Origin of the sequence: Micromonospora parathelypteridis (assembly GCF_014201145.1) — a bacterium.
Lineage (GTDB): Bacteria > Actinomycetota > Actinomycetes > Mycobacteriales > Micromonosporaceae > Micromonospora > Micromonospora parathelypteridis.
This window is the reverse complement of the sequence record NZ_JACHDP010000001.1, coordinates 6,786,948-6,809,246: the sequence shown is the minus strand read 5'-3', so window position 1 is coordinate 6,809,246 and position 22,299 is coordinate 6,786,948. Positions and strand designations below refer to the sequence as shown.

Annotated in this window: 25 protein-coding genes; 14 read left to right on the top strand and 11 right to left on the bottom strand. The window is 71.5% G+C overall.

Annotated features, from left to right (window positions below; all coding sequences use genetic code 11):
- Positions 1-122: 122 nt before the first annotated feature.
- Together cydB and HNR20_RS30860 are read right to left on the bottom strand one after the other, a co-directional pair.
- Positions 123-1,121 (bottom strand): cytochrome d ubiquinol oxidase subunit II, encoded by a 999-nt coding sequence (gene cydB, locus HNR20_RS30865; RefSeq protein ID WP_184187285.1) that lies wholly within the window; start codon positions 1,119-1,121, stop codon positions 123-125.
- Between the two features lie 14 nt (positions 1,122-1,135).
- Positions 1,136-2,548, bottom strand: coding sequence for a cytochrome ubiquinol oxidase subunit I (locus tag HNR20_RS30860; RefSeq protein ID WP_184187282.1), 1,413 nt, complete (start codon positions 2,546-2,548; stop codon positions 1,136-1,138).
- Positions 2,549-2,707: 159 nt separating this feature from the next.
- Here HNR20_RS30860 and HNR20_RS30855 point away from each other — a divergent pair, with 159 nt between their 5' ends.
- The 6 genes from HNR20_RS30855 (at position 2,708) to HNR20_RS30830 (ending at position 8,215) form a co-directional block, all read left to right on the top strand.
- Entirely contained in the window at positions 2,708-3,475 is a 768-nt protein-coding gene (locus HNR20_RS30855) for a lysophospholipid acyltransferase family protein (RefSeq protein WP_184187279.1), read from the top strand.
- A gap of 91 nt (positions 3,476-3,566) precedes the next feature.
- The gene (locus HNR20_RS30850; protein ID WP_184187276.1) at positions 3,567-4,142 is read left to right on the top strand and encodes a TetR/AcrR family transcriptional regulator; all 576 of its coding nucleotides are present in this window, start codon (positions 3,567-3,569) and stop codon (positions 4,140-4,142) included.
- 58 nt (positions 4,143-4,200) lie between these two features.
- On the top strand, positions 4,201-5,157 hold the full coding sequence (locus tag HNR20_RS30845) for an SDR family NAD(P)-dependent oxidoreductase (protein WP_184187273.1): 957 nt from the start codon (positions 4,201-4,203) through the stop codon (positions 5,155-5,157).
- Positions 5,158-5,265: 108 nt separating this feature from the next.
- Positions 5,266-6,033, top strand: a complete 768-nt coding sequence (locus tag HNR20_RS30840; protein WP_184187270.1) for a glycerophosphodiester phosphodiesterase family protein — start codon at positions 5,266-5,268, stop codon at positions 6,031-6,033.
- Positions 6,034-6,050: 17 nt separating this feature from the next.
- On the top strand, positions 6,051-7,442 hold the full coding sequence (locus tag HNR20_RS30835) for an MFS transporter (RefSeq protein WP_184187268.1): 1,392 nt from the start codon (positions 6,051-6,053) through the stop codon (positions 7,440-7,442).
- Positions 7,443-7,498: 56 nt separating this feature from the next.
- A complete protein-coding gene (locus tag HNR20_RS30830; protein WP_184187265.1) occupies positions 7,499-8,215 on the top strand; it encodes a thymidine kinase in 717 nt (238 codons plus the stop codon).
- On the opposite strand, the gene HNR20_RS30825 is transcribed toward HNR20_RS30830, so the two are convergent.
- Together HNR20_RS30825 and HNR20_RS30820 are read right to left on the bottom strand one after the other, a co-directional pair.
- On the bottom strand, positions 8,182-9,405 hold the full coding sequence (locus tag HNR20_RS30825; RefSeq protein ID WP_184187262.1) for a low temperature requirement protein A: 1,224 nt from the start codon (positions 9,403-9,405) through the stop codon (positions 8,182-8,184). The genes HNR20_RS30830 and HNR20_RS30825 overlap by 34 nt on opposite strands.
- On the bottom strand, positions 9,392-9,850 hold the full coding sequence (locus HNR20_RS30820) for an Rv0361 family membrane protein (protein WP_184187259.1): 459 nt from the start codon (positions 9,848-9,850) through the stop codon (positions 9,392-9,394). Before HNR20_RS30820 ends, HNR20_RS30825 begins: the two co-directional genes overlap by 14 nt.
- A 147-nt stretch (positions 9,851-9,997) precedes the next feature.
- Here HNR20_RS30820 and HNR20_RS30815 point away from each other — a divergent pair, with 147 nt between their 5' ends.
- Both HNR20_RS30815 and HNR20_RS30810 read left to right on the top strand, forming a co-directional pair.
- Positions 9,998-11,701: an acyl-CoA dehydrogenase family protein gene (locus HNR20_RS30815; protein WP_184187256.1), complete on the top strand. Its 1,704-nt coding sequence runs from the start codon at positions 9,998-10,000 to the stop codon at positions 11,699-11,701.
- 31 nt (positions 11,702-11,732) lie between these two features.
- Positions 11,733-12,905: an outer membrane protein assembly factor BamB family protein gene (locus tag HNR20_RS30810; protein WP_184187254.1), complete on the top strand. Its 1,173-nt coding sequence runs from the start codon at positions 11,733-11,735 to the stop codon at positions 12,903-12,905.
- Between the two features lie 25 nt (positions 12,906-12,930).
- On the opposite strand, the gene HNR20_RS30805 is transcribed toward HNR20_RS30810, so the two are convergent.
- Positions 12,931-13,776 (bottom strand): LLM class flavin-dependent oxidoreductase, encoded by an 846-nt coding sequence (locus HNR20_RS30805; RefSeq protein ID WP_184187251.1) that lies wholly within the window; start codon positions 13,774-13,776, stop codon positions 12,931-12,933.
- Positions 13,777-13,864: 88 nt separating this feature from the next.
- Between HNR20_RS30805 and HNR20_RS30800 the strand changes: the two genes are divergently transcribed.
- Positions 13,865-14,236, top strand: a complete 372-nt coding sequence (locus tag HNR20_RS30800) for a VOC family protein (protein ID WP_184187248.1) — start codon at positions 13,865-13,867, stop codon at positions 14,234-14,236.
- 31 nt (positions 14,237-14,267) lie between these two features.
- A complete protein-coding gene (locus HNR20_RS30795) occupies positions 14,268-14,675 on the top strand; it encodes a RidA family protein (RefSeq protein WP_184187245.1) in 408 nt (135 codons plus the stop codon).
- 42 nt (positions 14,676-14,717) lie between these two features.
- On the opposite strand, the gene HNR20_RS30790 is transcribed toward HNR20_RS30795, so the two are convergent.
- From HNR20_RS30790 to HNR20_RS30765, 6 genes are all read right to left on the bottom strand, one after another.
- Positions 14,718-15,716 carry a tyrosine-type recombinase/integrase gene (locus HNR20_RS30790; protein WP_184187243.1) on the bottom strand — a complete coding sequence of 333 codons (999 nt, stop codon included), beginning with the start codon at positions 15,714-15,716 and terminating at the stop codon, positions 14,718-14,720.
- A 97-nt stretch (positions 15,717-15,813) separates the two neighbouring features.
- A complete protein-coding gene (locus HNR20_RS30785) occupies positions 15,814-16,308 on the bottom strand; it encodes a GNAT family N-acetyltransferase (protein ID WP_229687423.1) in 495 nt (164 codons plus the stop codon).
- 40 nt (positions 16,309-16,348) lie between these two features.
- On the bottom strand, positions 16,349-16,762 hold the full coding sequence (locus tag HNR20_RS30780) for a DUF6069 family protein (protein WP_184187240.1): 414 nt from the start codon (positions 16,760-16,762) through the stop codon (positions 16,349-16,351).
- A gap of 76 nt (positions 16,763-16,838) precedes the next feature.
- Positions 16,839-17,315 carry a MarR family winged helix-turn-helix transcriptional regulator gene (locus HNR20_RS30775; RefSeq protein WP_184187237.1) on the bottom strand — a complete coding sequence of 159 codons (477 nt, stop codon included), beginning with the start codon at positions 17,313-17,315 and terminating at the stop codon, positions 16,839-16,841.
- 52 nt (positions 17,316-17,367) lie between these two features.
- Complete coding sequence (locus HNR20_RS30770; protein ID WP_184187234.1) at positions 17,368-17,883, bottom strand: DUF2087 domain-containing protein; 516 nt, start codon at positions 17,881-17,883, stop codon at positions 17,368-17,370.
- Positions 17,884-17,935: 52 nt separating this feature from the next.
- Positions 17,936-18,451 carry a MarR family winged helix-turn-helix transcriptional regulator gene (locus HNR20_RS30765; protein WP_221309976.1) on the bottom strand — a complete coding sequence of 172 codons (516 nt, stop codon included), beginning with the start codon at positions 18,449-18,451 and terminating at the stop codon, positions 17,936-17,938.
- 68 nt (positions 18,452-18,519) lie between these two features.
- Here HNR20_RS30765 and HNR20_RS30760 point away from each other — a divergent pair, with 68 nt between their 5' ends.
- The 4 genes from HNR20_RS30760 (at position 18,520) to HNR20_RS30745 (ending at position 22,276) form a co-directional block, all read left to right on the top strand.
- Entirely contained in the window at positions 18,520-19,758 is a 1,239-nt protein-coding gene (locus HNR20_RS30760) for an MFS transporter (RefSeq protein ID WP_184187231.1), read from the top strand.
- A gap of 132 nt (positions 19,759-19,890) precedes the next feature.
- The gene (locus HNR20_RS30755; protein ID WP_184187228.1) at positions 19,891-20,364 is read left to right on the top strand and encodes an NUDIX hydrolase; all 474 of its coding nucleotides are present in this window, start codon (positions 19,891-19,893) and stop codon (positions 20,362-20,364) included.
- Between the two features lie 125 nt (positions 20,365-20,489).
- Positions 20,490-21,011 carry a SigE family RNA polymerase sigma factor gene (locus tag HNR20_RS30750; RefSeq protein WP_184187225.1) on the top strand — a complete coding sequence of 174 codons (522 nt, stop codon included), beginning with the start codon at positions 20,490-20,492 and terminating at the stop codon, positions 21,009-21,011.
- Entirely contained in the window at positions 21,008-22,276 is a 1,269-nt protein-coding gene (locus HNR20_RS30745; RefSeq protein ID WP_184187222.1) for a hypothetical protein, read from the top strand. The genes HNR20_RS30750 and HNR20_RS30745 overlap by 4 nt, the downstream gene beginning before the upstream one ends.
- The last annotated feature ends 23 nt before the right edge of the window (positions 22,277-22,299 follow it).

Here is a 22,299-nt window from a genome sequence, read left to right as displayed (position 1 = left end):
TGGAGTCGATCACGTTGCCGGCGAGCCGGCGAGCCGGTGAGCGGTTGGGCCGGCGGTCCGTCTGGCGCGGGCGGAGCGGGCGGCGGGTGCGGGGCCGGCGCGACCGACCCCGCACCCGACGCTCAGTGCTGCGGGATGTTGGCCACGCCGATGCGCTTGCGGAACACCCAGTACGTCCACCCCTGGTAGCCCAGCACGACCGGAGTGAAGATCACCGCCACCCAGGTCATGATCTTGAGGGTGTACGGGGTGGAGGCGGCGTTGGTGGCCGTCAGCGTGCCGGCGGCGTCCAGGGTGGAGGGCAGCACGTTCGGGAACAGTGCCGCGAACAGGGTGGCCACGGCCAGGCCGATCGCCACGGCGGTGCCGGTGAACGCCCAGCCCTCTCGGCGTACCCGGGCGGCGGCGAGCCCTCCGAGCAGGGCGAGGGCCGCGCCGACGGCGAGCACGACGGCGGCCGCGCTGGACCGGATGGTCAACGTCCAGGTCAGGAACCCGACCGCGAGCACGGCGGCGCCGACGCCGAGGCGCACCGCGAGGGCGCCCGCGCGCTCGCGGATGTCACCGGTGGTCTTCAGGGCGATGAACACCGCGCCGTGGGTGAGGAACAGGGCGAGGGTGGTCGCCCCGCCCAGCAGGGCGTACGGGTTGAGCAGGTTGAACAGACCGCCGACGTACTCGTGCTCGGCGTTCAGTGGCACCCCGCGCAGGATGTTGGCGAAGGCGATGCCCCACAGGACCGACGGCAACAGCGAACCGATCACGATCGCCGCGTCCCAGCGGCGCTTCCAGGACGCCTCGGGGCGCTTGTGCCGGTATTCGAAGGCCACCCCGCGGGCGATCAGGGCCAGCAGGATCAGCAGCAGCGGCAGGTAGAAGCCGGAGAACAGGGTGGCGTACCACTCGGGGAAGGAGGCGAACATGGCGCCGCCGGCGGTGATCAGCCAGACCTCGTTGCCGTCCCAGACCGGGCCGATGGTGTTGATCAGGACGCGGCGTTCCCGGTCGTCGCGGCCGAGGACGGGCAGCAGCATGCCGACGCCGAAGTCGAAGCCCTCCAGGATGAAGTACCCGGTGAACAGCACGGCGACGAGGAGAAACCAGATGGTGGTCAGTTCCACGATGGGCTCCGGGATCAGTAGGCGAAGGCGAGCGGGCGCTCGGCGTCGTCGGTGTCGTCGGCGGGGGGATGTTCGGTGACGTCCGGTACGCCGGCCTTGGCGTAGCGCAGCAGCAGCTTGACCTCGATCACGGCGAGGGTGGCGTAGATCAGCGTGAAGGCGGTGAACGAGGTGAGCACCTCGGCCAGCGAGACGCTGCGGGACACGCCGTTGCGGGTCAGCATCTCGCCGAAGACGATCCACGGCTGGCGGCCCATCTCGGTGAAGATCCAGCCGAAGGAGTTGGCCAGCAACGGCAGCACCGGCATGGCCAGCCCGGCGCGCAGCAGCCACTTGCTGCTCGGGGTGCGGCCCTTGCGCTGGCTCCAGAGCACGAGCAGGGCGATCGCGCCAGCGGCCAACCCGAACGTGATCATGAAGCGGAAGCTCCAGTAGGTGACCGGGATGATCGGGGTGTAGCTGCCCGCCCCGTACTGGGTGGCGTACTGGGCCTGCAGGTCGTCGATGCCGCGTACGGTGCCGTGCGGGTCGCCGGTGCCCAGGTACGACAGCAGGTACGGGATCTTGAGCGCGAACACCTCGCGGCTGCCATCCAGGCTGCCGATGGTGAGCACGGAGAACGAGGCGGGGCTCTCGGTGCTGTAGAGACCCTCGGCGGCGGCCATCTTCATCGGCTGCACGTCCGTCATGATCTTGCCCTGGATGTCGCCGGTGAACAGCACGGCGGCGGAGGCGACCAGGACCACCCAGGAGCCGAACTTCGTGGCGAAGCGGTAGGCGCCGGTGTCGGCGGAGTCGCGGTTGCGGATGACGTGCCAGAGCCCGACGGCGACGATCAGCGACCCGGCGACCAGGAAGGAGCCGGCCAGGGTGTGCGGGAAGGTGATCAGGGCGACCTTGTTGGTCAGCACGGCCGGGAAGTCGGTCAGCTCGGCACGTCCGCTGTCCGGGTTGATCCGGTAGCCGACCGGGTTCTGCATGAACGAGTTCGCGGCGAGGATGAAGTACGCGCTGAGGTTGGTGCCGATCGCGGCGGCCCAGATGCTGGCCAGGTGCGCCCGCTTGGGCAGCCGGTCCCAGCCGAAGATCCACAGGCCGATGAAGGTGGATTCGAGGAAGAAGGCGACCAGCGCCTCGATGGCGAGCGGGGCGCCGAAGATGTCGCCGACGAAGCGGGAGTAGTCGCTCCAGTTCATGCCGAACTGGAACTCCTGCACGATGCCGGTGACCACGCCCATGGCGAAGTTGATCAGGAAGAGCTTGCCGTAGAACTTGGTCAGCTTGAGGTAGCGCTCGTTGCCGGTGCGGTGCCACATCGTCTGCAGGATCGCCACCAGCACGGACAGGCCGATGGTCAGCGGTACGAAGAGAAAGTGGTAGACGGTGGTGACACCGAACTGCCAGCGGGCAACGTCCAACGCGTCCACTCGAACCCCCAGCCATCCGTACTACGAGACGTAGTAAATACTACTGCTCGTCGTAGAAGTCGGGCGGCTCGAACCGGCCCGGGACGAATGACTCTGATCACCCCGGTCCCCCGGACCCGCCCTCCTGGCCCCGCCGCCACGTGCGACGATGGCGCGCTGATGGACACCACGCACTGGCAGCCGCCGCTGATCTGGCGCACCGCCCTCGTACTGATGCGGGGCCTGGTCGGCCTGCTGGCCCGCCTCGAGGTCACCGGCGACGTTCCCGCGCACCTGCGCCGCGGCCCGTTGGTGCTGGCCGCCAACCACATCAGCCCGTTCGACCCGCTGGTGATGGCTGCCGCCTGCCAGGCCCGCGGCATCGCCCCCCGGATCATGGCGACCGCCGGGCTGTTCCGCGTACCGGTGTTCGGCGCCGCCATGCGCCACGCCGGGCACATCCGGGTCGACCGGGGCACCAGCGCCGTGCACCGGGCACTCGACGATGCCGCCGCTGCCGTCGGCCGGGGGTCGGTGATCCTCATCTACCCCGAGGGACGCATCGGCCTGGACCCCGGCATGTGGCCCGAACGCGGCAAGACCGGCGCCGCCCGACTCGCTCTGGCCTGCGGCGCTCCGGTCGTCCCGATCGCCCAGTGGGGCTCGCACGAGGTGCTGCCCTACGAGGCGCCCCGGGGAATGCTGCGCGGCATCGCCCGCTCGCTGTGGCGCCGCCCGGTGATCCGGGTGCACTTCGGCGCGCCCGTCGACCTGGGCGAGACGACCGCCGCCCATCCCGGCGCCGCCCGCAGGGCCACCGACCGGATCATCGACGCGCTCACCGACACCCTCGCCCCACTGCGCCCCGACGAACCCGACCTGCCCCGGCACATCGACCCCGGCCGCCCGACCGACCTCAGCCGGGCGCACCGCCGCCACTCCCGCTGAGGCCGGGGGTGGCGGCGCGAAGCCGTGTGCACCGTCACAAGCATCGCTGACAGCTTAGACAGATTCCAGAAATCTGTCTAAGGTGTCTAACGTGAGCAACGTGGAGATGGATGACGCGGACCCGAAGCGCTCCGCCGTCCTCGCGGCGGCGGTCGGGGTGTTCGGGCGCTACGGCTTCCAGAAGACGTCGATGGAGGCGGTCGCCAAGGCTGCCGGCATCTCCCGGCCCGGCCTGTATCTGACGTTCCCGAACAAGGAACAGCTCTATCGCGCCACCATGCAGGGCGTCATGGAGCACGCCCAGCGGGGCATGGAGGCCCGATTCGCCGACCAGGCGCTCAGCTTCGACGAGCAGATCGTGGCCGGGCTGGACGCGCTGATGGGCCCGTACATCGGCACCCAGATGGCCCGCGACCTCAGCGACTTGCTGGAGAACAGCGGGCCGCAGCTGGGCTCGATGTTCTCCGACTACCAGGAGCGGGCGCAGGCGACGCTGCGTGCCCACCTCGACGCTGCCGCCCCGGCCGGCCTCCTCGGCGAGGAGCAAACCGCGGACGACGTGATGGACCTGCTCTTCTCCGCCGCGCTGACCTGGAAGTCGACCTCGGCGACCAGGGACGAGTTCCGCGACCGGATCCGCCGGGCGCTGCGGCTGCTCCACCGCTGACAGACCCTGTCGTACACCGAGGACCTGTACCGATACCCTGCATCCCAGGAGACCCGAAATGTCACGAATCATCACCCCCTACTCCGCCCAGTCGACCGCCATCGAGGTGATCGCCGGCGTCGACCTCGCCGGCAGGCGGGCAGTGGTCACCGGCGGCGCCTCCGGCATCGGCCTGGAAACCGCGCGGGCCCTGGCCACCGCCGGCGCCGAGGTGACGTTGGCGGTGCGCGACACCACCGCCGGTGAGCGGACCGCCGCCGACATCGCGGCGGGCGGGGCGTCCGGCAAGGTTCGGGTCGACCACCTCGACCTGTCCCACCGCGCCTCCATCGACGCCTTCGTGGCCAGCTGGACAGGCCCGCTGCACATTCTGGTCAACAACGCCGGAGTCATGGCCCTGCCGGAGCTGACCCGGACCGTCGAAGGCTGGGAGACACAGTTCGCGATCAACCACCTCGGCCACGCCGAACTGACCCTGGGTCTGCACGACGCGCTCACCGCGGCGCGGGGCGCCCGGATCGTCGTCGTCAGCTCATCGGCCCACCAGCAGTCGCCGGTCGTCTTCGACGACATCCACTTCACCGCTCGGCCCTATGAGGCGTGGTCCGCGTACGGCCAGTCGAAGACCGCCAACATCCTGTTCACCGTCGCCCTGGCCCGGAAATGGGCCGCCGACGGCATCACCGCCAACGCCCTGCACCCCGGCGGCATCATGACCAACCTGCAACGACACCTCGACGACGCGCAGCTGCGCTTCGTCGGCGCCCTCGACGAGCAGGGCAACCGCCTCTCGGTGCCGCCGGGCTGGAAGACCCCGCAGCAGGGCGCGGCCACCTCGGTCCTGCTGGCCGCGTCCCCCGAGATCGACGGCGTGACCGGCCGCTACTTCGAGGACGCCAACGAGGCGATCATCGCCGAGCGCGCCGACGGCAGAAGCGGCGTGCTCCCGTACGCCCTCGACGAGAAGGCCGCCGACCGCCTCTGGGACGAGACGCTCCGGCTCCTGGGGCGCTGACCACTCGCGAGTGGCGACTGGTTGGCCTGAGCGTCGAGGGGGCCACTGGACGACGAATGTCGCCCGCAGGTCACCCACGATCCACCGGCGGCGGGCATACTGCGTCGCGTGTTGACCCGATTCGGCTACCTCGACGCACCCGCGCCGCTGGCGTTCGCCCACCGTGGCGGCGCCGCCGAGGGCGACGAGAACACCACCGAGGCGTTCGCCCGCGCCGTCGGGCTCGGCTACCGGTACGTGGAGACCGACGTGCACGCCACCGCGGACGGCGTGGCGGTGATCTTCCATGACCCGACGTTGCGGCGGGTCACCGGCGAGGCCGGGCGCATCGCTGATCTGAGCTGGGCCGACCTCGCCTCGGTACGCGTCGGCGGCGCTGCCGTCGTACCCCGGCTCGACGAGGTGCTGGAGGCCTGGCCGCAGGTCCGCTTCAACATCGACGTGAAGGCCGACGGCGGCGTCGAACCGACGGTCGCGACCGTGACCCGGGCCGGCGCCGCCGACCGGGTTCTGCTGGCGTCGTTCAGCGACGCCCGCCTGACCCGGATGCGCGCGCTCACCGAAGGGCGGATCGCGACCAGTCTCGGCATGCGCGGAGTCGCCCGGCTGCGGCTCGCCTCCCTGCACGGACGTCCACTGCGGTTGCCCCCGTCGGTGGTAGCCGCGCAGGTCCCGCCGCACTACGGGCGGGTGCCGGTGGTGGACCGCCGGTTCCTCGACTACTGCCACCGACTCGGTCTGCAGGTGCACGTCTGGACGATCGACGAACCCGCCCAGATGCACGACTTACTGGATCGTGGCGTGGATGGCATCATGACCGATCACGTCGGCGTGCTGCGCGACGTCTACCGCAGCCGCGGCCACTGGGCCGCCTGACCATCGAAGGACCCCCGATGGCCGAGACCGTGACCCCCACGGTGGACGACACGCCGCCTCCGGCAAGCACCCGCCGTGAGCGCAGCGGCTGGTACATCTACGACTGGGCCAACTCCGCGTTCCAGACCACGGTGATCACCGTGTTCCTCGGCCCGTTCCTGACCACCGTCGCCGAGCTGGCCGCCGGCTGCGAGCTGGGCGCGGACACCTGCGACGGCTTCGTGTACCCGCTGGGCATCAAGGTCGCGGCCGGGTCCTACTACCCGTACCTGATCTCACTGTCGGTGTTCCTCACCGTGTTCGTGCTGCCGGTGATCGGGGCGATCGCCGACCGGTCCGCGCACAAGAAGCGACTGCTCGGCGGTGCCGCGTTCACCGGCGCCGGCGCGACCATCGCGATGGCCTTCGTCACCGGCGACCGCTACCTGCTCGGCGGGGCGCTGTTCCTGATCGCCAACATCTCCTTCGGTGCCGCGATCGTGGTCTACAACTCGTTCCTGCCCCAACTCGGCGGCCCCGACGAACGCGACGGCATCTCCAGCCGCGGCTGGGCGCTGGGCTATCTGGGCGGCGGTCTGCTGCTGGCGCTCAACCTCGTCGCGATCACCCTGTTCGACGACGGGGACAACCCGCAACGCACCCTGGACCTGGCCCGCTGGTCGATCGTGTCCGCCGGAGTGTGGTGGGCGGCGTTCACCCTGGTGCCGCTGCGCTGGCTGCGCGAGCACCCGACCGTCGCGGCCCTGACCGCCGGCGGCAACGTGCTCACCGACGGGTTCCGGCAACTCGGCCGCACCATGCGGCAGATCAAGGCGTACCCGTTGACGCTGTTCTTCCTGCTCGCCTTCCTCGTCTACAACGACGGCATCCAGACCGTCATCACTCTGGCCAGCCAGTACGGCACCGAGGAGCTGCGCCTGGAGCAGGACACCCTGATCGTCACGATCCTGCTGGTGCAGTTCCTCGCCTTCGGCGGCGCGCTGAGCCTCGGCGCGCTGGCCAAGCGCATCGGCGCCTGGAAAACCGTGCTGCTCAGCCTGGTGCTCTGGACCGGTGTGATCATCGCCGCGTTCCGGCTGCCCGCCGAGGCGCCGAGGCAGTTCATGATCCTCGGCGCGGCCATCGGCGTGGTCCTCGGCGGCAGCCAGGCGTTGAGCCGATCGCTGTTCAGCCAGCTCATCCCGGCCGGCAAGGAAGGCGAGTACTACGGCTTCTACGAGATCAGCGACAAGGGCACCAGCTGGCTCGGCCCGCTCGCCTTCGGCCTGGTGTTCCAGCTCACCTCCTCCTACCGGGTGGGCCTGGTCTCACTCCTGATCTTCTTCGTGGTCGGGTTCCTGCTCCTCGCCGCCGTGCCGATCCGGCGTGCCATCGTCGCCGCCGGCAACACGCCACCCCGGGTGCTCTGAGCACGCATCCCGCGCCCAACAGATCAGGACCGGTCGATCGGCTAGGCTGCCCGACCGTGACTGACGACGCCGCCACCGCCCCGACCTGCCTGGCCCACCCGTTCCCCGGCCAGCCGCACGCTCCGGCCGGGTGCGCGGCTGCGCGCGGGCTCGACGGGCGTCCGGTGCACGCCGCGGCGTTGAAGTTCTTCTGGGGGCCGATGGACTGCGGCAAGTCGACGATGGCGCTGCAGATGAACTACAACCACGCCCGGCAGGGCCGTCGCGGGCTGGTCACCACCCGCATCGACCGGTCGCTGGGCCCGCAGGTCACCACCCGCATCGGCCTGGCCCACGAGGCCATCGAGGTCACCGACGACCTGGACCTGCGGGCCCTGGTCCGCGGCCGGTGGGCCGACGGGGTACGCGTCGACTACCTGATCTGCGACGAGGCGTGCTTCTACACCGTCGAGCACGTCGAGCAGATGGCTGAGCTGGTCGACAGCTACGACGTCGACGTGTTCGCGTTCGGCCTGGCCACCGACTTCCGGTCCCGCCTGTTCCCCGCCGCGCAGCGCCTGTTCGAGTTGGCCGACCAGGTGGCCCGCATCCAGGTCGAGGTCCTCTGCTGGTGCGGCCGGGAAGGGCTGCTCAACGCCCGCGTCGTCGACGGGCGGGTCGTCCGCGAGGGCGCGCAGGTCGTCATCGGCGACACCGTGGACACCGCCGAGGTGCGCTACCAGGTGCTCTGCCGCCGGCACTACCGCAGCGGCGACCTCGGCCCCCGCGACTGAGGAGTCGCCGCGGCCGCTCGGAACCGGTCGGTCACGATCACGGCGACGGTCACCGCCAACGCCACCGCGGCGCACGCCGCGACGGGCACCTCCAGCCCCACACAGACCGGGATCAGTGCCAGCAACACCACCACCGCCACGATCCGGCTGATCGGCAGGATCCGCCACAACAGCGCCTTGTACGCGGCGTGCCCGGCCAGGAACAGCGCCGGACCACCGAGGGTGAGCAGCGCGGCAACCGCAGTGGCAGGCGCGCCGGGCTCGCGCAGCAACCGCTCGTCGCTCGCCGAGGTGACGATCACGCCGGCGACGATCACCGGGTGCAGGTAGTTGAACGCCACCCGGCTCAGGGCGCCGGTGCGCTCGCCGGCCTGGGCGATGACCTCCGTCGCGGCCGGCGCCGAGCGGGCGAAGTACACCCACCACAGCGCCACCGAACCGGCGAACGCCAGCAGGAACGCCCCGGACGTCACCAGGTCCACGTGCGACGTGAGGGTGCTCCCGGTGACCAGGATCGACTCGCCCAACGCGATCAGGACGAACGCCGCGGACCGCTCGGACAGATGCCCACCCTCCACCATCCACCGCTCGGGTCGGCTACGCCCGCGTCGGGGCAGGGGATAGCCGATCGATAGGCCGACCACCTCGATCACGATCACCGCCGTCCACACCGCGCCCCGGGCGGCACCGTCGACCAGGCCACCGAGGACCACCAGCACCGACGTCCCGGTGATCCACGGCAGCGACTGCTGAAATCCGGCTACCAGCCACGGGCTGCCCTGCACCGCCCACAACGCGAACAGGGTGCGGCCCACCTGCACAGTCACGTAGACCAGCGCGAAGAGCAGGCCGGTCGAGCCGAAGGCCTCCGGGATCGCCGCCGACAACAACAGGCTGCCCAGCGCCACCGCGATCAACATCGCCCGCACCGGCCCCTGATCCGGTTGCAGCCAGTTGGTCAGCCAGGTGGTGTAGATCCAGACGAACCAGACCAGCGCCAGCAACAGCCCGGTCCGCGCGGCGCCACGCCAGTCCGGGTGCGCGATCAGGTAGTGCGACAACTGGGTGATCGTGAAGATGAAGACCAGGTCGAAGAAGAGTTCCGTCGAGGTGGTCGGCTGCACCCCCTGGCGCGGTCGCAGTAGCTGCGGGCGTACCGGGTCGGCGGCCGGCGGCTCAGAAGGGGTCACCGCACACCCGCCAGTCCCCGCCCTCGCGGACCACTGGCAGGCGGCGTTCCTCGGTGAGCCCGCCGTCACGGGTCACCTTGACGGTCACCGTGCCGTGTGGCCGCCCGCTGCGGGTCGCCACCGACACGTCGGTGATCTCGTAGTCGGTGACCATCGGCGGCGTACGCACCCAACTGGTGAAACCGATCGCGCTCCACCGGCTGCGCGCGTCCGCGCAGAGCCGGTCGTACGCGCCGTCGCTGTCGCCGAGGGTCACCTCACTGAGGAACCCGTCGGCGGTCTCCCGGATCGGGCCGGCGGCCTGGCGGACGGTCTGCAGGTTCCAGGCGCCCAGCCCGGCCACGCCGACACAGCACAACGCCACGCCGAACCCGGCGAAGGCCAGCCCGGTACGCATCGGGCGGTGACGCCGGGCCGGTCGGCTCCACGGCTGGCCGGCACCCACGACTACCGACCGTAGAGAACGCAATCGCACCAAAGTGCGACAAGCCGGAAATCGGCTGTACGCGGTGGGTGGGACTGCCCTGTTCGCGGCGGCCACGGATCGTCTACCGTCGGCGCACACCCCCCGAGCAGTGCCAGGAGTCGATCGATGAGCCGCTTCGTGCAGCCGGTACCACTCCCCGTCGACCCGTACGCCGGTGATGCCCTCCTGCGGTCCTGGCTGGAGCGTCACCTCGGCCCCAGCGGGCACGCCGCCGCGAAGGGCCGCCTCGCCGATCTGGCCGCGGACGTCAGCGGGCCGCTGCGCGCGGCGCACGCCGACGCGGAGGCCCACCCGCCGACCCTGGTCCGCTACGACCCGTGGGGTGCCCGGATCGACCGCATCGACACCTCCGCCGGCTGGCAGGCGCAGCGCGCCGCCGCCGCCCGCCATGCCGTGGTCGCGCTGCCCTACCTGGCGGACGCCCGCGGCACCTGGGGTGCCGCCGCGCGGGTCGTCCAGCACGCCCTGCTGCACCTGTACGGGCCGGAGTCGGCGACGTTCTCCTGCCCGGTGGCGATGGCCGACGGGGCCGCGGCGCTGCTCAGCATGCCCGACGTGGACGCCGGGGTCCGCGATGCGTGGCTGCCCCGGCTGATCTCCACGGACCCGGCAACGGCGATCACCAGCGGGCAGTGGATGACCGAGTCGCAGGGCGGCTCCGACCTCGGCCGTTCGAGCACGATCGGTCGGCCGGCAGCGGATGGCTCGTGGCGGCTGACCGGGGAGAAGTGGTTCTGTTCCGCCGCCGACGCGGCGATGGCGGTGGCGCTGGCCCGGCCGGAGGGCGCCGGGCGCGGCAGCCGGGTGCTCGCACCGTTCCTGGTCCCCCGGTACGCGGTCGACTCACCGTTGACCGATGGCGTGGCGCCGGGCGCACCCGCACCGGGCGTCACCGTGCGCCGGTTGAAGGACAAGCTCGGCACCCGGGCGCTACCCACCGCCGAGATCGGACTGCACGACGCCTACGCGGTACCGCTGGGCGACCCGGCGGTGCCCGGTCTGGTCCGGGCGATGACCCTTGTCGTGGTGACCCGGGTGCACAACGCCGCCGCGGCGGCCGGCGGGATGCGACGGGGTCTCGACTACGCCCGGGCGTACGCCGACGTGCGGCACGTCGCCGGCGGCCCGCTGGCGTCCTCGCCGCTGCACCGGGCCACCCTGGGCACCCTCGCGGTCGACGCGGCGGGCGCGTTCGCACTGGCCGGGCACGCGTTCGCCCTGCTCGGGCGGGTCGAGGTCGGTGCCGACCCGGCGGCCGCGGCAGAGTTGCGCATCGTGGCGCCGCTGGCGAAGCTGGCCACCGGCCGGCTCGCCGTCAGCTCCGCCAGCGAGTACGTGGAGAGCTTCGGCGGGGCCGGTTACGTGGAGGACACCGGCGTTCCCCGGCTGCTGCGCGACGCACAGGTGCTGCCGATCTGGGAGGGCACCACCAATGTGCTGGCCCTGGACGTGCTGCGCGCGTTGACCCGGGAGGACGCCGGGACTCCGGTGCTCAACCGGCTCGCCGCCGCCGTCGACCTGGCCCGGCCCCTGTCGCCGGCGCTGGCCGACACCCTGGCCGCCTCCGCCGCGCAGTTGGGCGACACCATCACCTCGGTCACCGCCGACCCGGGCGCCGCGGTGGTGCAAGCCGGTGCCCGTGGCCTGGCGCTGCGCCTGGCGTACGCGCTGACCACCGCGTTGCTCGTCGAGCACGCCGCGTGGGGTGACGAGCAGGCCGAACTGGGGGCCCGGCTGTGGGCGCGACGCTGGCTGCGGCACGAGGAGATCGCCGAGGACGCCCACCACCACCTGGAGTTGCTCTGCTGACCGGCCGACGCGAGCGTATGGGCGGGGCGGCATGTCGGTGCTGATCGAGCTGGGCGACGACCGGGGCGCGCCCCGGGACGACCGCAGGCCACCGCGGCAGGCGTCCCGCGGTCGGCGGGTGGCACTGCTGCTGGTGGTGTGCGCCCTGCTCGGCGGGGCCGCCGGGCCGGCGTACCTGAGGCCTGAGCTCGGGCCGGCGGTGCCCGCCGGGGCGACCGTGCTCGGCGCGGGGCGGCTGCTGCTGGTCGTCGACCCCGACACGAACCCGCCGACCCTGAGTGCTTACGACGCGGACGCGCCGCACCACCCGGCGCGGTGGCGGGTCGCGGTGCCGCGAGCCTTCGGGTGGTCCGCCGAAGCCGTCGGTGACGTGCTGCTGGTCGTCGAACGTGACCAGGTACGCGGGACGAGGGTGACCACCGCCCGGTCGATCCGCACCGGCGAGGCAGTGTGGCGACGACCCGAGCGCGTGTACGCGGCCGGCGACACGGCGGTCGCGGTGAGCGAGGTGCGCAGCGCCTCCGAGCCGGGTCGCCGGGTCGAGGGCACCGTGCACGGCGTCGATCCGGCCACCGGCGCCACACGTTGGTCGGTGCCGGTGCCCTCCACGGCCGTGTTGCGGGTGCTGCCCGACACGCCCGGGGGGTTACTGCTGGTCCAGGACGACGGGCTGGCCCGGATGCTCGACACCCGCGACGGCACCGAGCGTGGGCGGGGGTGGCTTCCGCCGGCCGACTACGGCCCGGACAACCCCCAGGTCGTTGGCGCGCACCTGGTGCTGCGGCACCCGAGGGGCAGCAGCGGGGCGGCGCTGACGGGTTACGGCCTGCCCGGCCTGTCGCCGCGCTGGCAGCTGCCGGTCGAGGCGGGTGAGCTGACCCTGCGGCCCTGCCAGGGTCTGATCTGCGGGCAGGACCAACAGGGCCGGTGGGCCATCGACGCGGGCACCGGCGCGCGACGTTGGACGTGGCCGGCCGGGGCGCACTGGGACACCGTCGCGGGCCCTCGGGTCGCCAACGAGTCGTTGGTGCTGCTCAGCATGGCGTCGGACGGCCGGCGCGTCCTGGTCGCGACGGTGGGCCCGGATGGCCACCGGGTGATCGCGGTGCTCCCGGCCGGGCTGACCAGCTGCCGGCGGGTCGGCCCCCGGCTCATCTGCCGCGACGGCACCCGCGTGACGCTCTGGCCGCTCGACGCTCCCTGACCCGACCGCGTCCCCAGGACGACGCTCAGCGTAGGGGGCCACGGGTGACGGCGGCGCGCATCGTCTCCGGGTCGTCGACCGGGATGAACTCCAGCCACCAGGTGGCGCCGGCCGCCGCGAGCTCATCGAGGTACGCCCGTTCGGCGCGTTCGTTCGACCGGCGCCGCCGGCCACCGATCGCCACGTCGAACGGCTGGCCGTCGGCGCGGGTCGGTGGCAGGGCGCGCACCAGGTCGTGGACCTCGTCGGGGGTGAAGTCGGACCACCCGTCGGTGTCGGTGAGCTTGTACGGCACGATGCCGTCGGCGCGGGCCGCACGGCGACGCACGGCCCCGGCCTGGGTGCTGCCGCCAACCCAGACCGGCACCCGGGGCGACTGCACCGGCGCAGGCCGCAGCGCCACCCCGTCGGCGCGGTAGTGGGTGCCCTGGTGGCTGACCCGCTCGCCGCTGAGCAGCCCGGTCAGCAGGTCGAGCCCCTCGTCGAGCATCGCGGCGCGCAGGGACACCTCGGTCTGCTCGCCGAACGCGACCATCCCCCGGTCAGCGGGGTCGCCGACGCCGACCGCCACGGTGGCGCGGCCCGCGCTGAGGTGGTCGAGGGTGAGGACCTCCCGCGCCAGCTTCGCCGGGCGGCGCCGGGGCAGCGCGGTGACCGTGGTGCCCAGCCGCACCCGACCGGTGCGGCCCGCGATCGCGGCGAGGACCAGCCAAGGGTCGTAGGTGGACGGGTCGTCGCCGGAGTAGTGGATCAGGTAGTCCTCCAGGAACACGCCGTCCCATCCGGCGCGCTCGGCGAGCTCACCCAACTCGACCAGGGTGGACACCGTGACGGCGGCGCCGCCGCAGGAGATCTCCAACCCGTGTCTCATCCGTCGACCGTACGAGCAGGGTGCGACGTTCGGCCGCAACGAGTGTCGCTGGACCGATCCTGTCGGACTCCCGCGACATACTGCGGGCGTGACAGTCACAGCGGACCTCGCCATGGTCAACCTCGACAGTTCCGACCCCGCCGGCCACGCCGCCTTCTACCACGAGGCGCTCGGCTGGGAGATCACCCACAGTCAACCCGAGTACGCGATGATCAAGTCCGGCGGCATCTCCATCGGCTTCGGCCTGGTGGAGGGCTACCGGCCGCCGTCCTGGCCGGACCCGACGGGCGACCAGCGTTACCACCTCGACCTCTACGTCGACGACCTCGCGGCGGCGGAGGAGAAGTTCGTCGCCGCGGGCGCGTCCAAGCCGGATTTCCAGCCCGGTGGTGAGCGGTGGGTGGTGCTCCTCGACCCGATTGGGCAGCCGTTCTGCATCTGCCCCCGCCCGCAGGGCTGAGACGGCTCGGCGCAACGACAAAGGAGTCAGCATGGCCATCACTCTCGTCAACCCGGACGGCTTGCCGAAGCCGGACGTCTACCGGCAGTTGTCGATCGCGACCGGGTCCAGGCTGGTGTTCCTCGCCGGTCAGGTGGCCCGTGACGCCGAAGGGCGCAAGGTCGGTGAGGGAGACTTCGCCGCCCAGGTCGAGCAGTGCTATCTCAACGTTGGCACCGCCCTGACTGCGATCGGCGGGTCCTTCGACGACGTGGCGAAACTGACCATCTACGTCGTCGACTGGTCGCCCGACAAGATGCCCCTGTTGGGCGAAGGCGTCGCTCGGGCGGCCGAGAAGCTGGGAGTTGACCCGGTCAAGCCCATCACGCTGCTCAGTGTCAGTGCTCTGGGCGAGCCTGATCTCCTCGTCGAGGTCGACGCCACCGCGGTTCTCGACTGACCAGCGGCGGTCGGCGGAGGACCTCCGTCGGGCGCGGAGGGTTCAGCCGCGGCGGCGGGACCGGGCCGCCCACACCACGTACGCCGGGTCGCGGTCGAGGTTGTGCCGATCCCTGTCGTAACGACGGGTGGTGCGTGGGTCGGCGTGGCCCATCGCGTCCTGCACGTCCTCCAGCGGCACGCCCTCGGAGCGGGCGGTGGTGGCGAAGGCGTGCCGCAGCGAGTGCGGCGACAGCTTTGCCCAGGCCGGGATGCCGGCCGCGCGGGCGAGTCGACGGACCATCCGGAACACCGAGTGCCGGTCCAGTCGGGCGCCGCTGGCGGTGACCAGCAGCGGGCCGCTCAGCTGTGGCACCGGCACTCCGGTGGCGGCGGCCCGCTGGGCCAGGTAGGCGTCGACGGCGTAGCCGGTGCCGGGGGTGAGGGCGCGGCGGCGCTGCTTGCCGCCCTTACCGATGAAGCGCACGCTGCGGTGCCCGCGTTCGGTGCCGAGGTCGGTCAGGTCCAGTGAGATCAGCTCCCCGACCCGGAGGCCGAGGTCGGCAAGGAGCGCGATCGCGGCCCGGTTGCGCACGGCGGTCGCGCCGGTGTCCGCGTCGGCGGCGCCGAGCAGGGCGTCCACCTCCTCGGGGGTGAGCCCGACGGTGGCGGAGTGGTCCCGGTCGACGCGGGGTCGGTCCGCGCCGGAGACCGGGTTGGCCGGCACCCCGCCGAGTTTGACGAGGAAGTCGTACCAGCTGGAGAGCGCGGAGAGCCGACGCGCCACGGTCGCCGGGGTCAGCGGTCGGCCGCTGCGGGCGCCGATTGTCGACTCCAGCGCGCGGGCGTACTCGTTGACGTGCAGGAACGTGGCCCGCAGCGGATCCAGGTCCCGGCTGGCGCACCAGCTGAGCCAGGCGGTGACGTCGCGCCGGTACGCGTCGCGGGTGTGCTCGGACAACCGTCGGTTGCGCAGCCACGCCTCGGTGACCTCGACCGGCCCGCTCGGCAGCGCGGGCGGCGCGGTCGGGCGGGTCAGCACCGGAGCGTCGGAGATCACCATGTGAAAAAGGCTCTCAGCCTCGGGTGGGATCAGCGCGTAGGCGCGCCGATCCCACCCGGCACGGTGTCGTTCAGGCGATCCTGGTCACGCGTTGAACTCAGCGCAGTTGCTTCTCGAACCAGTGCTCGGCGTACGGGCCCTGCGAGTACGCCGGGATCTCGACGTAGCCGTGCCGTGCGTACAGGGCGCGGGCCTCGACCAGGTCGTTGCGGGTGTCGAGTCGGATCCGGTCCGCTCCGGCTGCCCGGGCCCGCTGCTCGACGGCGGCCAGCAGCGCGGCGCCCCCTCCCGCGCCCCGATGCTCAGGACGGACGAACACCCGGGTCAACTCGGCCCACCCCGGATGCCAGCGCAGCCCGGCACAGCCGGCCAGGTCAACGCCGTGGTGGGCGAGCAGCAACAGCCCGCTCGGGTCCGTCAGGTCGTTGCTGGGCATCTCGGCCAGCGCCTCGTCGACCTCGCCGGGCAGAGCCGGGCGGCGGTGGTAGCGAACCACCATCTCGGTCATGTACTCGCGCAGCAGATCTACCGCGTCGGGGTGGTCGGGTCGGACGGTGCTGGTCAACCATGTCGGTCGGGCGGTGGTGGTCACCTGTCGATCATCACCGCCCGGTCAACGGCTTATCGGCCCGTCAGCGCCGACGGGCCGGCAACAGGGCGATCAGCGCGACTGCCACGGCCACGTGCGTCGCACCGAGGGCCAACTTGGCGCCGCCGGTGGCCTCGGTGCCGGCCAGGGGGGCGAAGGACAGCAACGTCACCACGCCGGCGAGCGAGATCCAGACGGGGCGGGCGACCCTCGCGGCGAACCGCTCCAGCAGGGCCAACGCCGCCCAGCCGAGCAGTGCGGCGCCCAGGGCGACCACGACGATCGCGCCAGGACCGATGTCCGTGGCGGGCTGACCCGGACTCTTGACGGTGTAGTCGACTCCGGCGAGCGCGCCGATCGACCAGATGGCCAGGCAGGCCACGACGGCGACGACGACGCCGAGGGCGCGGCGACGCAGCGATGAGGTGGCGGGGGTCGTGACGGCGGCAGCACTCATGACGGCTCCTCGTTCAGGGGAAACGAACGAGTACGACCGTAGCAGATAGTCTTGTTCGGAACTATCTTTCTCGGGACTAACAGCCGGAGCGGGCGCCCGGAGCGTACGGAGAGGTGTTGGCCAGCGGCCCGCTCACCAGCGCCAGGAGCGCACGCAGGAACACCTCGCGGTCCTGCGCGGGCAGGGTCGCGAGCAGGTCGCTCTGGATGCGCTGGACGACCTGCTGCGCGCGCTGCAGGACCTGCTCCCCCGCTGGTGTCACCGCGACCAGCCGGGCGCGCCGATCCGTCGGCACGGGACGGCGCTCGGCCAGCCCGGCCCGTTCCAACTGGTCGAGCGTCACGACCATCGTGGTCTTGTCCACACCGCACCGCTCGCCGATCTCGCGCTGGGTCAGGTCGCCGGTGCGGGCCTGCGCCAGCACGTAGTGCGCCCGTGGCGAGATGCCCAACTCGGCCAGGCCCGCGGCGTGCTCGGTCTGCAGCGCGTGACTCGCCCAGGAGAGCAGGAACAACAGGTCAACGGGGCCGTCGCCGGGCGTGCAGGAGGTCATGCGCCGAGGCTAGCAAGATCCTCCGCGACGAGACGGTTCGCGCGGCGGACGATCAGGGCCGCTGGTAGATGCCGTGCTCGCGGGTGAGCAACTGCTCATCGATCAGGTACCGGCGCAGCGTGGCATGATCCGACGCGCCAGCGGCGCACCACGGCTTGAGCGCGTCGTCGACGGCCCGTTCCGGATAGCGCGTCCCCGCCTCGAACGACCGCTCCGCGATGTGCGCGAGCAGCAACCGCCGCCGGACCCGCTGCGCCGGCATGCCCACCAGGACGCCCGCGCGCAAAAACGTCCGCAGCACCGGATCGGCGGCGGGTTCGGCGTCGTCGGCCGGGCGGTTGTCGCGCGCGGCCGCCCGTAGCGACGCCTCGTCGGCCGCGAACGCGCCTTCCGCGCCGGTGACGAGGCCCGCGTCGGTGAGCCGGCGGACCCCGGTGAGCACCACCCGCGCCGGCAGGCCGGCTCGTCCGGCGACCTCCGCCGTGCTGGTCGCACCCAGCACGATCGCCGCGAAGATCCGTCGCCGTCCGTCGTCAGCCAGGGCCCCGGCCAGTGCATGCGCAGTCACGCCGGTCACCCTTCCATCAGCGGTACGCGGCCGCCAGGCGATTTCGGCCCGCTCAGTTGGCTTCCGGCGCGCCTTCCGGCCGCTCGGTAACGAGCAGCACCCGGCGCAGCAGGTCGGACAGCTGTCGTCGCTCGGTCGGGGCGAGCGCGCCGAGAAGTCGGTGCTCCTCCGCGCCCTGGATCTCCATCGCCCCGCGCCACGCCGCGTAACCCTCGTCGGTCAGCTCGACGTCGACCCGACGACGGTCGACTGTCGACGGAATCCGACGCACGAAACCCCGCCGCAGCAGGGTGTCGACGCGCGCCGTGATCGAGGCGGGAGCCATCGCGAGGTCCGCGGCGAGGTCCGAGGGGGCCGCCCGTCCTCGGCGGCCGGCCAGGACGTGCAGGGTGTCGTACTCGTGGGCCGGCAGGTCGAGATCGACCAGGACCCGCTCCTTGACCGCCCGCAGGTGCCGGGTCAGCTTGATCATCCTGGTCACCGCGCCCTCGACGTCCGCGTCGAGGCCGGGCACCACGGGTAGCCAGCGCTCGATGTGGTGGTCAACGGCATCCGGAGTGGCGGTCACGGCTCCAGCTTACCTCAGTGTCGAAATATTCGATGGCGAAAGGTTCGACGTCGAAGTATGTTGTCGGTATGTCTCACCCACTGCGCACCCGCTCCTTCCGGCTGCTGTTCCTGGGTCGCACCGTCTCCGCCCTCGGGGACGCGGTGGTGCCCGCCGCGCTGGCCCTGGCCGTGCTGCGGACCACCGGCTCCACCGGCGCGCTTGCCGTCGTCCTCGCCGCGGCGATGGTCCCCCGGTTGTTGCTGCTGCCCCTCGGTGGTGTCGTCGCCGACCGGTTCGACGCCCGGCGGGTCGCCCTGCTGGCCGACCTGGTCCGCTGCGCGACCCAGCTCGCGGTCGGCGTGCAGTTGCTCGGCGACGACCCGTCGCTGAGCACCGTCGTCGTGGCGTCCGCGCTCGGTGGCACCGCGTCGGCGTTCGCCATGCCGACCGCCTCCCCGCTGGTCGCCGGCACCGTCGAACCGGCCGGCCGGCAGCGGGCCAACGCCCTGATGGGGATCACCGCCAACACCAGCCGACTCGCCGGGCCGGCGCTGGCCGGGGCGCTGATCTGGGCCGCCGGGCCCGGCTGGGCGTTCATCGTCGACAGCGCGTCGTTCGCGCTCAGCGCCACCCTGCTCGCGCTGGTACGGGTCCGCCACGTACCGGTGCCCCGCCGCTCCGTCCTCGCCGACCTGCGGCACGGCTTCGGGGAGGTACGCGCCCGCGACTGGTTCTGGACCAGCCTGCTCGGGCACGGTGTGTGGAACGGCGCCGCCGCCGTGCTGATGACCCTGGGGCCGGCCATCGCCATCCAACGTCTCGGTGGCGAGACGACCTGGGTGCTGCTGCTGCAGGCCGGCGCGATCGGCATGCTCACCGGTTCGCTGCTGGCCGGGCGGGTCCGGCTGCACCGGCCGGTGCTGCTGGCCAACCTCGGGCTGGCCAGCTACGCCGCGCCGCTGTTCCTGCTCGCCGTCGCCGCGCCCGCCCCAGCGGTGATCGCCGCCTACGCCGTGGCGCTGACCGCCCTCGGTTACCTGAACCCGGTCTGGGAGACCGTCGTGCAGCATCAGTTCCCGCCGGAGGTTCTGGCCCGCGTCACCTCCTACGACTGGCTGGTGTCGCTGGCCGCCGTGCCGTTGGGATACGCGCTGGCACCGCTGGCCGCCGACGCGTTCGGCGCACCCGTACCGCTGGCAGTCGCCGGCCTGCTGGTCCTCGTCTCGTGTGCGGGCACCGCGCTCGTCCCCGGCGTACGCCGACTCACCTGGCCGGCGGCCCCGCAACCGCAACGGCAACCGGCCGAACCCGCCGGTCTGCGCTGAGCAGAGCGAACCTCCCGTGGGCCGTACTCGGCCGCGAGGCTGCGTTTCGTCGGCTGGGCTGAAGCCCGCGAGGAACCGTCTTCGGGGTCACGGCTCAAATTCCGCATTGTCTAGCTCATCGATCATGGCCGCATGAGGATTCCTCCGTTCGCGTTCCGACTTCTCTATCGCCTCCGGACGGTCTACTGGCGGATTGCCAAGCCGACCACCTACGGCGTGAAGGTCCTGATCATTCACCCGGTGGACTCCGGGCGGGTACTCCTCGTCCGACACAGCTACGGCGACCAATCGCTGTGGAGCCTGCCCGGAGGCGGATACAAGCCGACCCGGGAGACGCCAGAGCAAGCCGCCATGCGCGAGTGCACTGAGGAGCTGGGCATCAAGGCCGAGTCGTACGCCCTTCTGTTCGAGGAACACCTGACCACCTTCGAGGGCAAACAGGGCTACCAGAAAGTTGTCAGACTGCACGCCATTTCCGAAGACCTGGTACCAAACGGGGAGATCTCCGAGGCCCGGTGGGTGGCCGTCGACCTTGCGGACCTACCTGGCAAACCGGTGCTCTCCAAGTGGGTGCATTCGGCACTGAAGGCGTACGCAAAGACCTGAACCGAGTTCGGGATCGACGAGCCGACATGCCTGCTCATGCGGCACTGATCCGAGCAAGGTTGCAGGCTCGGTAAACCTCGCAAGCGGATGCGGTGTCTTGCTGGTTGACGAGGCCGGGAGGTCAGATGAGGGATTCGCGTGGGGCGGAGTTCGACGACTTCGTTCGCACACGGTCGGTGGTGCTGTTGCGGGTTGCCTTCCTGCTGACCGGGAACCGGCACGCTGCGGAGGACCTGCTTCAGGAGGTGCTGGAGCAGGTGTATGTGCGATGGCGTCGGGTGCAGAGCAGCCCCGAGGCGTACGCGCGACGGGCGCTGGTCAACCGTTCGATCAACCGGTGGCGTTGGCGTGCCCGGCGTCCGGAGCAGGCGCTCGGTGACCATGACGGCGTTGCCCGGGACCACGCCGATGCCGTGGCGGTTCGTGAGCTGGTCGTCGGGGCGCTGCGGGCGTTACCGCCTCGGCAGCGGGCCGCTGTCGTGCTCCGTTACCTGGAAGATCTGCCAGTCGCTGACGCTGCGGCGGCGATGGGCTGCTCCGAGGGTGCGGTGAAGAGTCACGCCTCGCGTGGGTTGGCCCGGCTGCGAGAGGCGCTGGCCGAGTCGAGTCTCGTCATGCCCATCACTGAAACCGGGAGTTCGCGATGACCATGAACGACAGTGACGTGCGCGGCATCCTGCATCGCGCGACGGACGGCCTGGTGAGCCCGCCGGGTCTGCTCGGTGAGGTGCGCCGGGGTGGTCGACGACGGATGGTGCGCCGGCGGGCCGTGTTGGCGGCAGTCTGCGCGGCCGTGGTGGCCGTGCCCGTGGCTGGCAGACTTCAACTGACAGGCGACGCAGGAGATGCACCTTTCGCCGCACCACTGCTTGACGAGCCCACTCGCGGTGACCTGGCCACCGACAACGGTTACCTGCGGCAGGTCCGCGCGGCGTGGCAGCTCCGAATGAAGCAGGTCGGGGACCTGGCGCGCGGCGAGTCGCACATCGTGTGGGCAGGAGCTACGCCTGCTGGCCCTGCCGCTTACGTCGCCCAGCGCACCGCGCACGGCACAACTGTGGGATTCGTCGAACCCACCGCCGACGGACCGCGCGTCGGCACCCAGACGCAGGTCACCGATATCGGAACAGACGGCTTCGAGCAGGCGGCACTGCTGGGATCGCAGCGCGACGTGCTCCTCGTGCTCGACTTCGGGCAACCGGTGCAGTTCTCCGCGGAACTGCGGTCCAAGCCCGATGGCAAGGTCGAGCGGACCTTCACGCCGGTGGTGTTCCGAGACGGTGCAGCAGTGCTGTCGGTGCCGCCACAGCTTACGAAGCTCACCGTCGCGCTCTCCAGGACTCCGGTTGGCTGGGAGAACATGATTCACATCGACAACGCGCAACTGATCCTCTTCCCGGGCAACAAGGATCGGCCGGAGCCACCGGTTTTCCGCCACACGTTGGCCGGCGCGGAGCAGGTGTGGGGCACCGACCCGGCCGCTCAAAGCGTGAGCGCGCCAGCAGAAGCTCTCACCGGGTACATCGACCCTGTCGGAGTGCACACCCACAACGGATCACCCCGTCTGTGGGTCTACGGGGCAACCCCCGACGGACGGCGACTCCTCGTGGAGACCATCCAGTACGACGACGAACCCTCCCGCGTCATCGCGCTGCTCGCGCGCAGGTACTTCCCCTTCGAAGCGGTGGCCAGCACGACCGCGGACTGGTCGGCGCCCCTACCGGTGCGGTTACGGCTACCTGACAACCAGGGCATTCTCGTCGCCGCCGAGGGGTCAGCGCTGAGCTACCGAGTCGGCGAAGGCCAATGGCAGGACGCCGGCCGCAACGCAGCGCTCCTGCCCGCGACGGCCACCGAGGTACGCGTCACCGACGCCAACGGAACCACCACAAGCGTGCCGACCGCTTCCTGACTCAACCCCCGTCAGCCGAAGCG

Excerpts from the sequence above, each read along its gene's own strand:
- HNR20_RS30855 (WP_184187279.1), top strand. The coding sequence starts at position 2,708 with ATGGACACCACGCACTGGCAGCCGCCGCTGATCTGGCGCACCGCCCTC.
- HNR20_RS30845 (WP_184187273.1), top strand. The coding sequence starts at position 4,201 with ATGTCACGAATCATCACCCCCTACTCCGCCCAGTCGACCGCCATCGAG.
- HNR20_RS30835 (WP_184187268.1), top strand. The coding sequence starts at position 6,051 with ATGGCCGAGACCGTGACCCCCACGGTGGACGACACGCCGCCTCCGGCA.
- HNR20_RS30815 (WP_184187256.1), top strand. The coding sequence starts at position 9,998 with ATGAGCCGCTTCGTGCAGCCGGTACCACTCCCCGTCGACCCGTACGCC.
- HNR20_RS30810 (WP_184187254.1), top strand. The coding sequence starts at position 11,733 with ATGTCGGTGCTGATCGAGCTGGGCGACGACCGGGGCGCGCCCCGGGAC.
- HNR20_RS30805 (WP_184187251.1), bottom strand. The coding sequence starts at position 13,776 with ATGAGACACGGGTTGGAGATCTCCTGCGGCGGCGCCGCCGTCACGGTG.
- HNR20_RS30795 (WP_184187245.1), top strand. The coding sequence starts at position 14,268 with ATGGCCATCACTCTCGTCAACCCGGACGGCTTGCCGAAGCCGGACGTC.
- HNR20_RS30790 (WP_184187243.1), bottom strand. The coding sequence starts at position 15,716 with ATGGTGATCTCCGACGCTCCGGTGCTGACCCGCCCGACCGCGCCGCCC.
- HNR20_RS30780 (WP_184187240.1), bottom strand. The coding sequence starts at position 16,762 with ATGAGTGCTGCCGCCGTCACGACCCCCGCCACCTCATCGCTGCGTCGC.
- HNR20_RS30775 (WP_184187237.1), bottom strand. The coding sequence starts at position 17,315 with ATGACCTCCTGCACGCCCGGCGACGGCCCCGTTGACCTGTTGTTCCTG.
- HNR20_RS30760 (WP_184187231.1), top strand. The coding sequence starts at position 18,520 with ATGTCTCACCCACTGCGCACCCGCTCCTTCCGGCTGCTGTTCCTGGGT.
- HNR20_RS30755 (WP_184187228.1), top strand. The coding sequence starts at position 19,891 with ATGAGGATTCCTCCGTTCGCGTTCCGACTTCTCTATCGCCTCCGGACG.
- HNR20_RS30750 (WP_184187225.1), top strand. The coding sequence starts at position 20,490 with ATGAGGGATTCGCGTGGGGCGGAGTTCGACGACTTCGTTCGCACACGG.
- HNR20_RS30745 (WP_184187222.1), top strand. The coding sequence starts at position 21,008 with ATGACCATGAACGACAGTGACGTGCGCGGCATCCTGCATCGCGCGACG.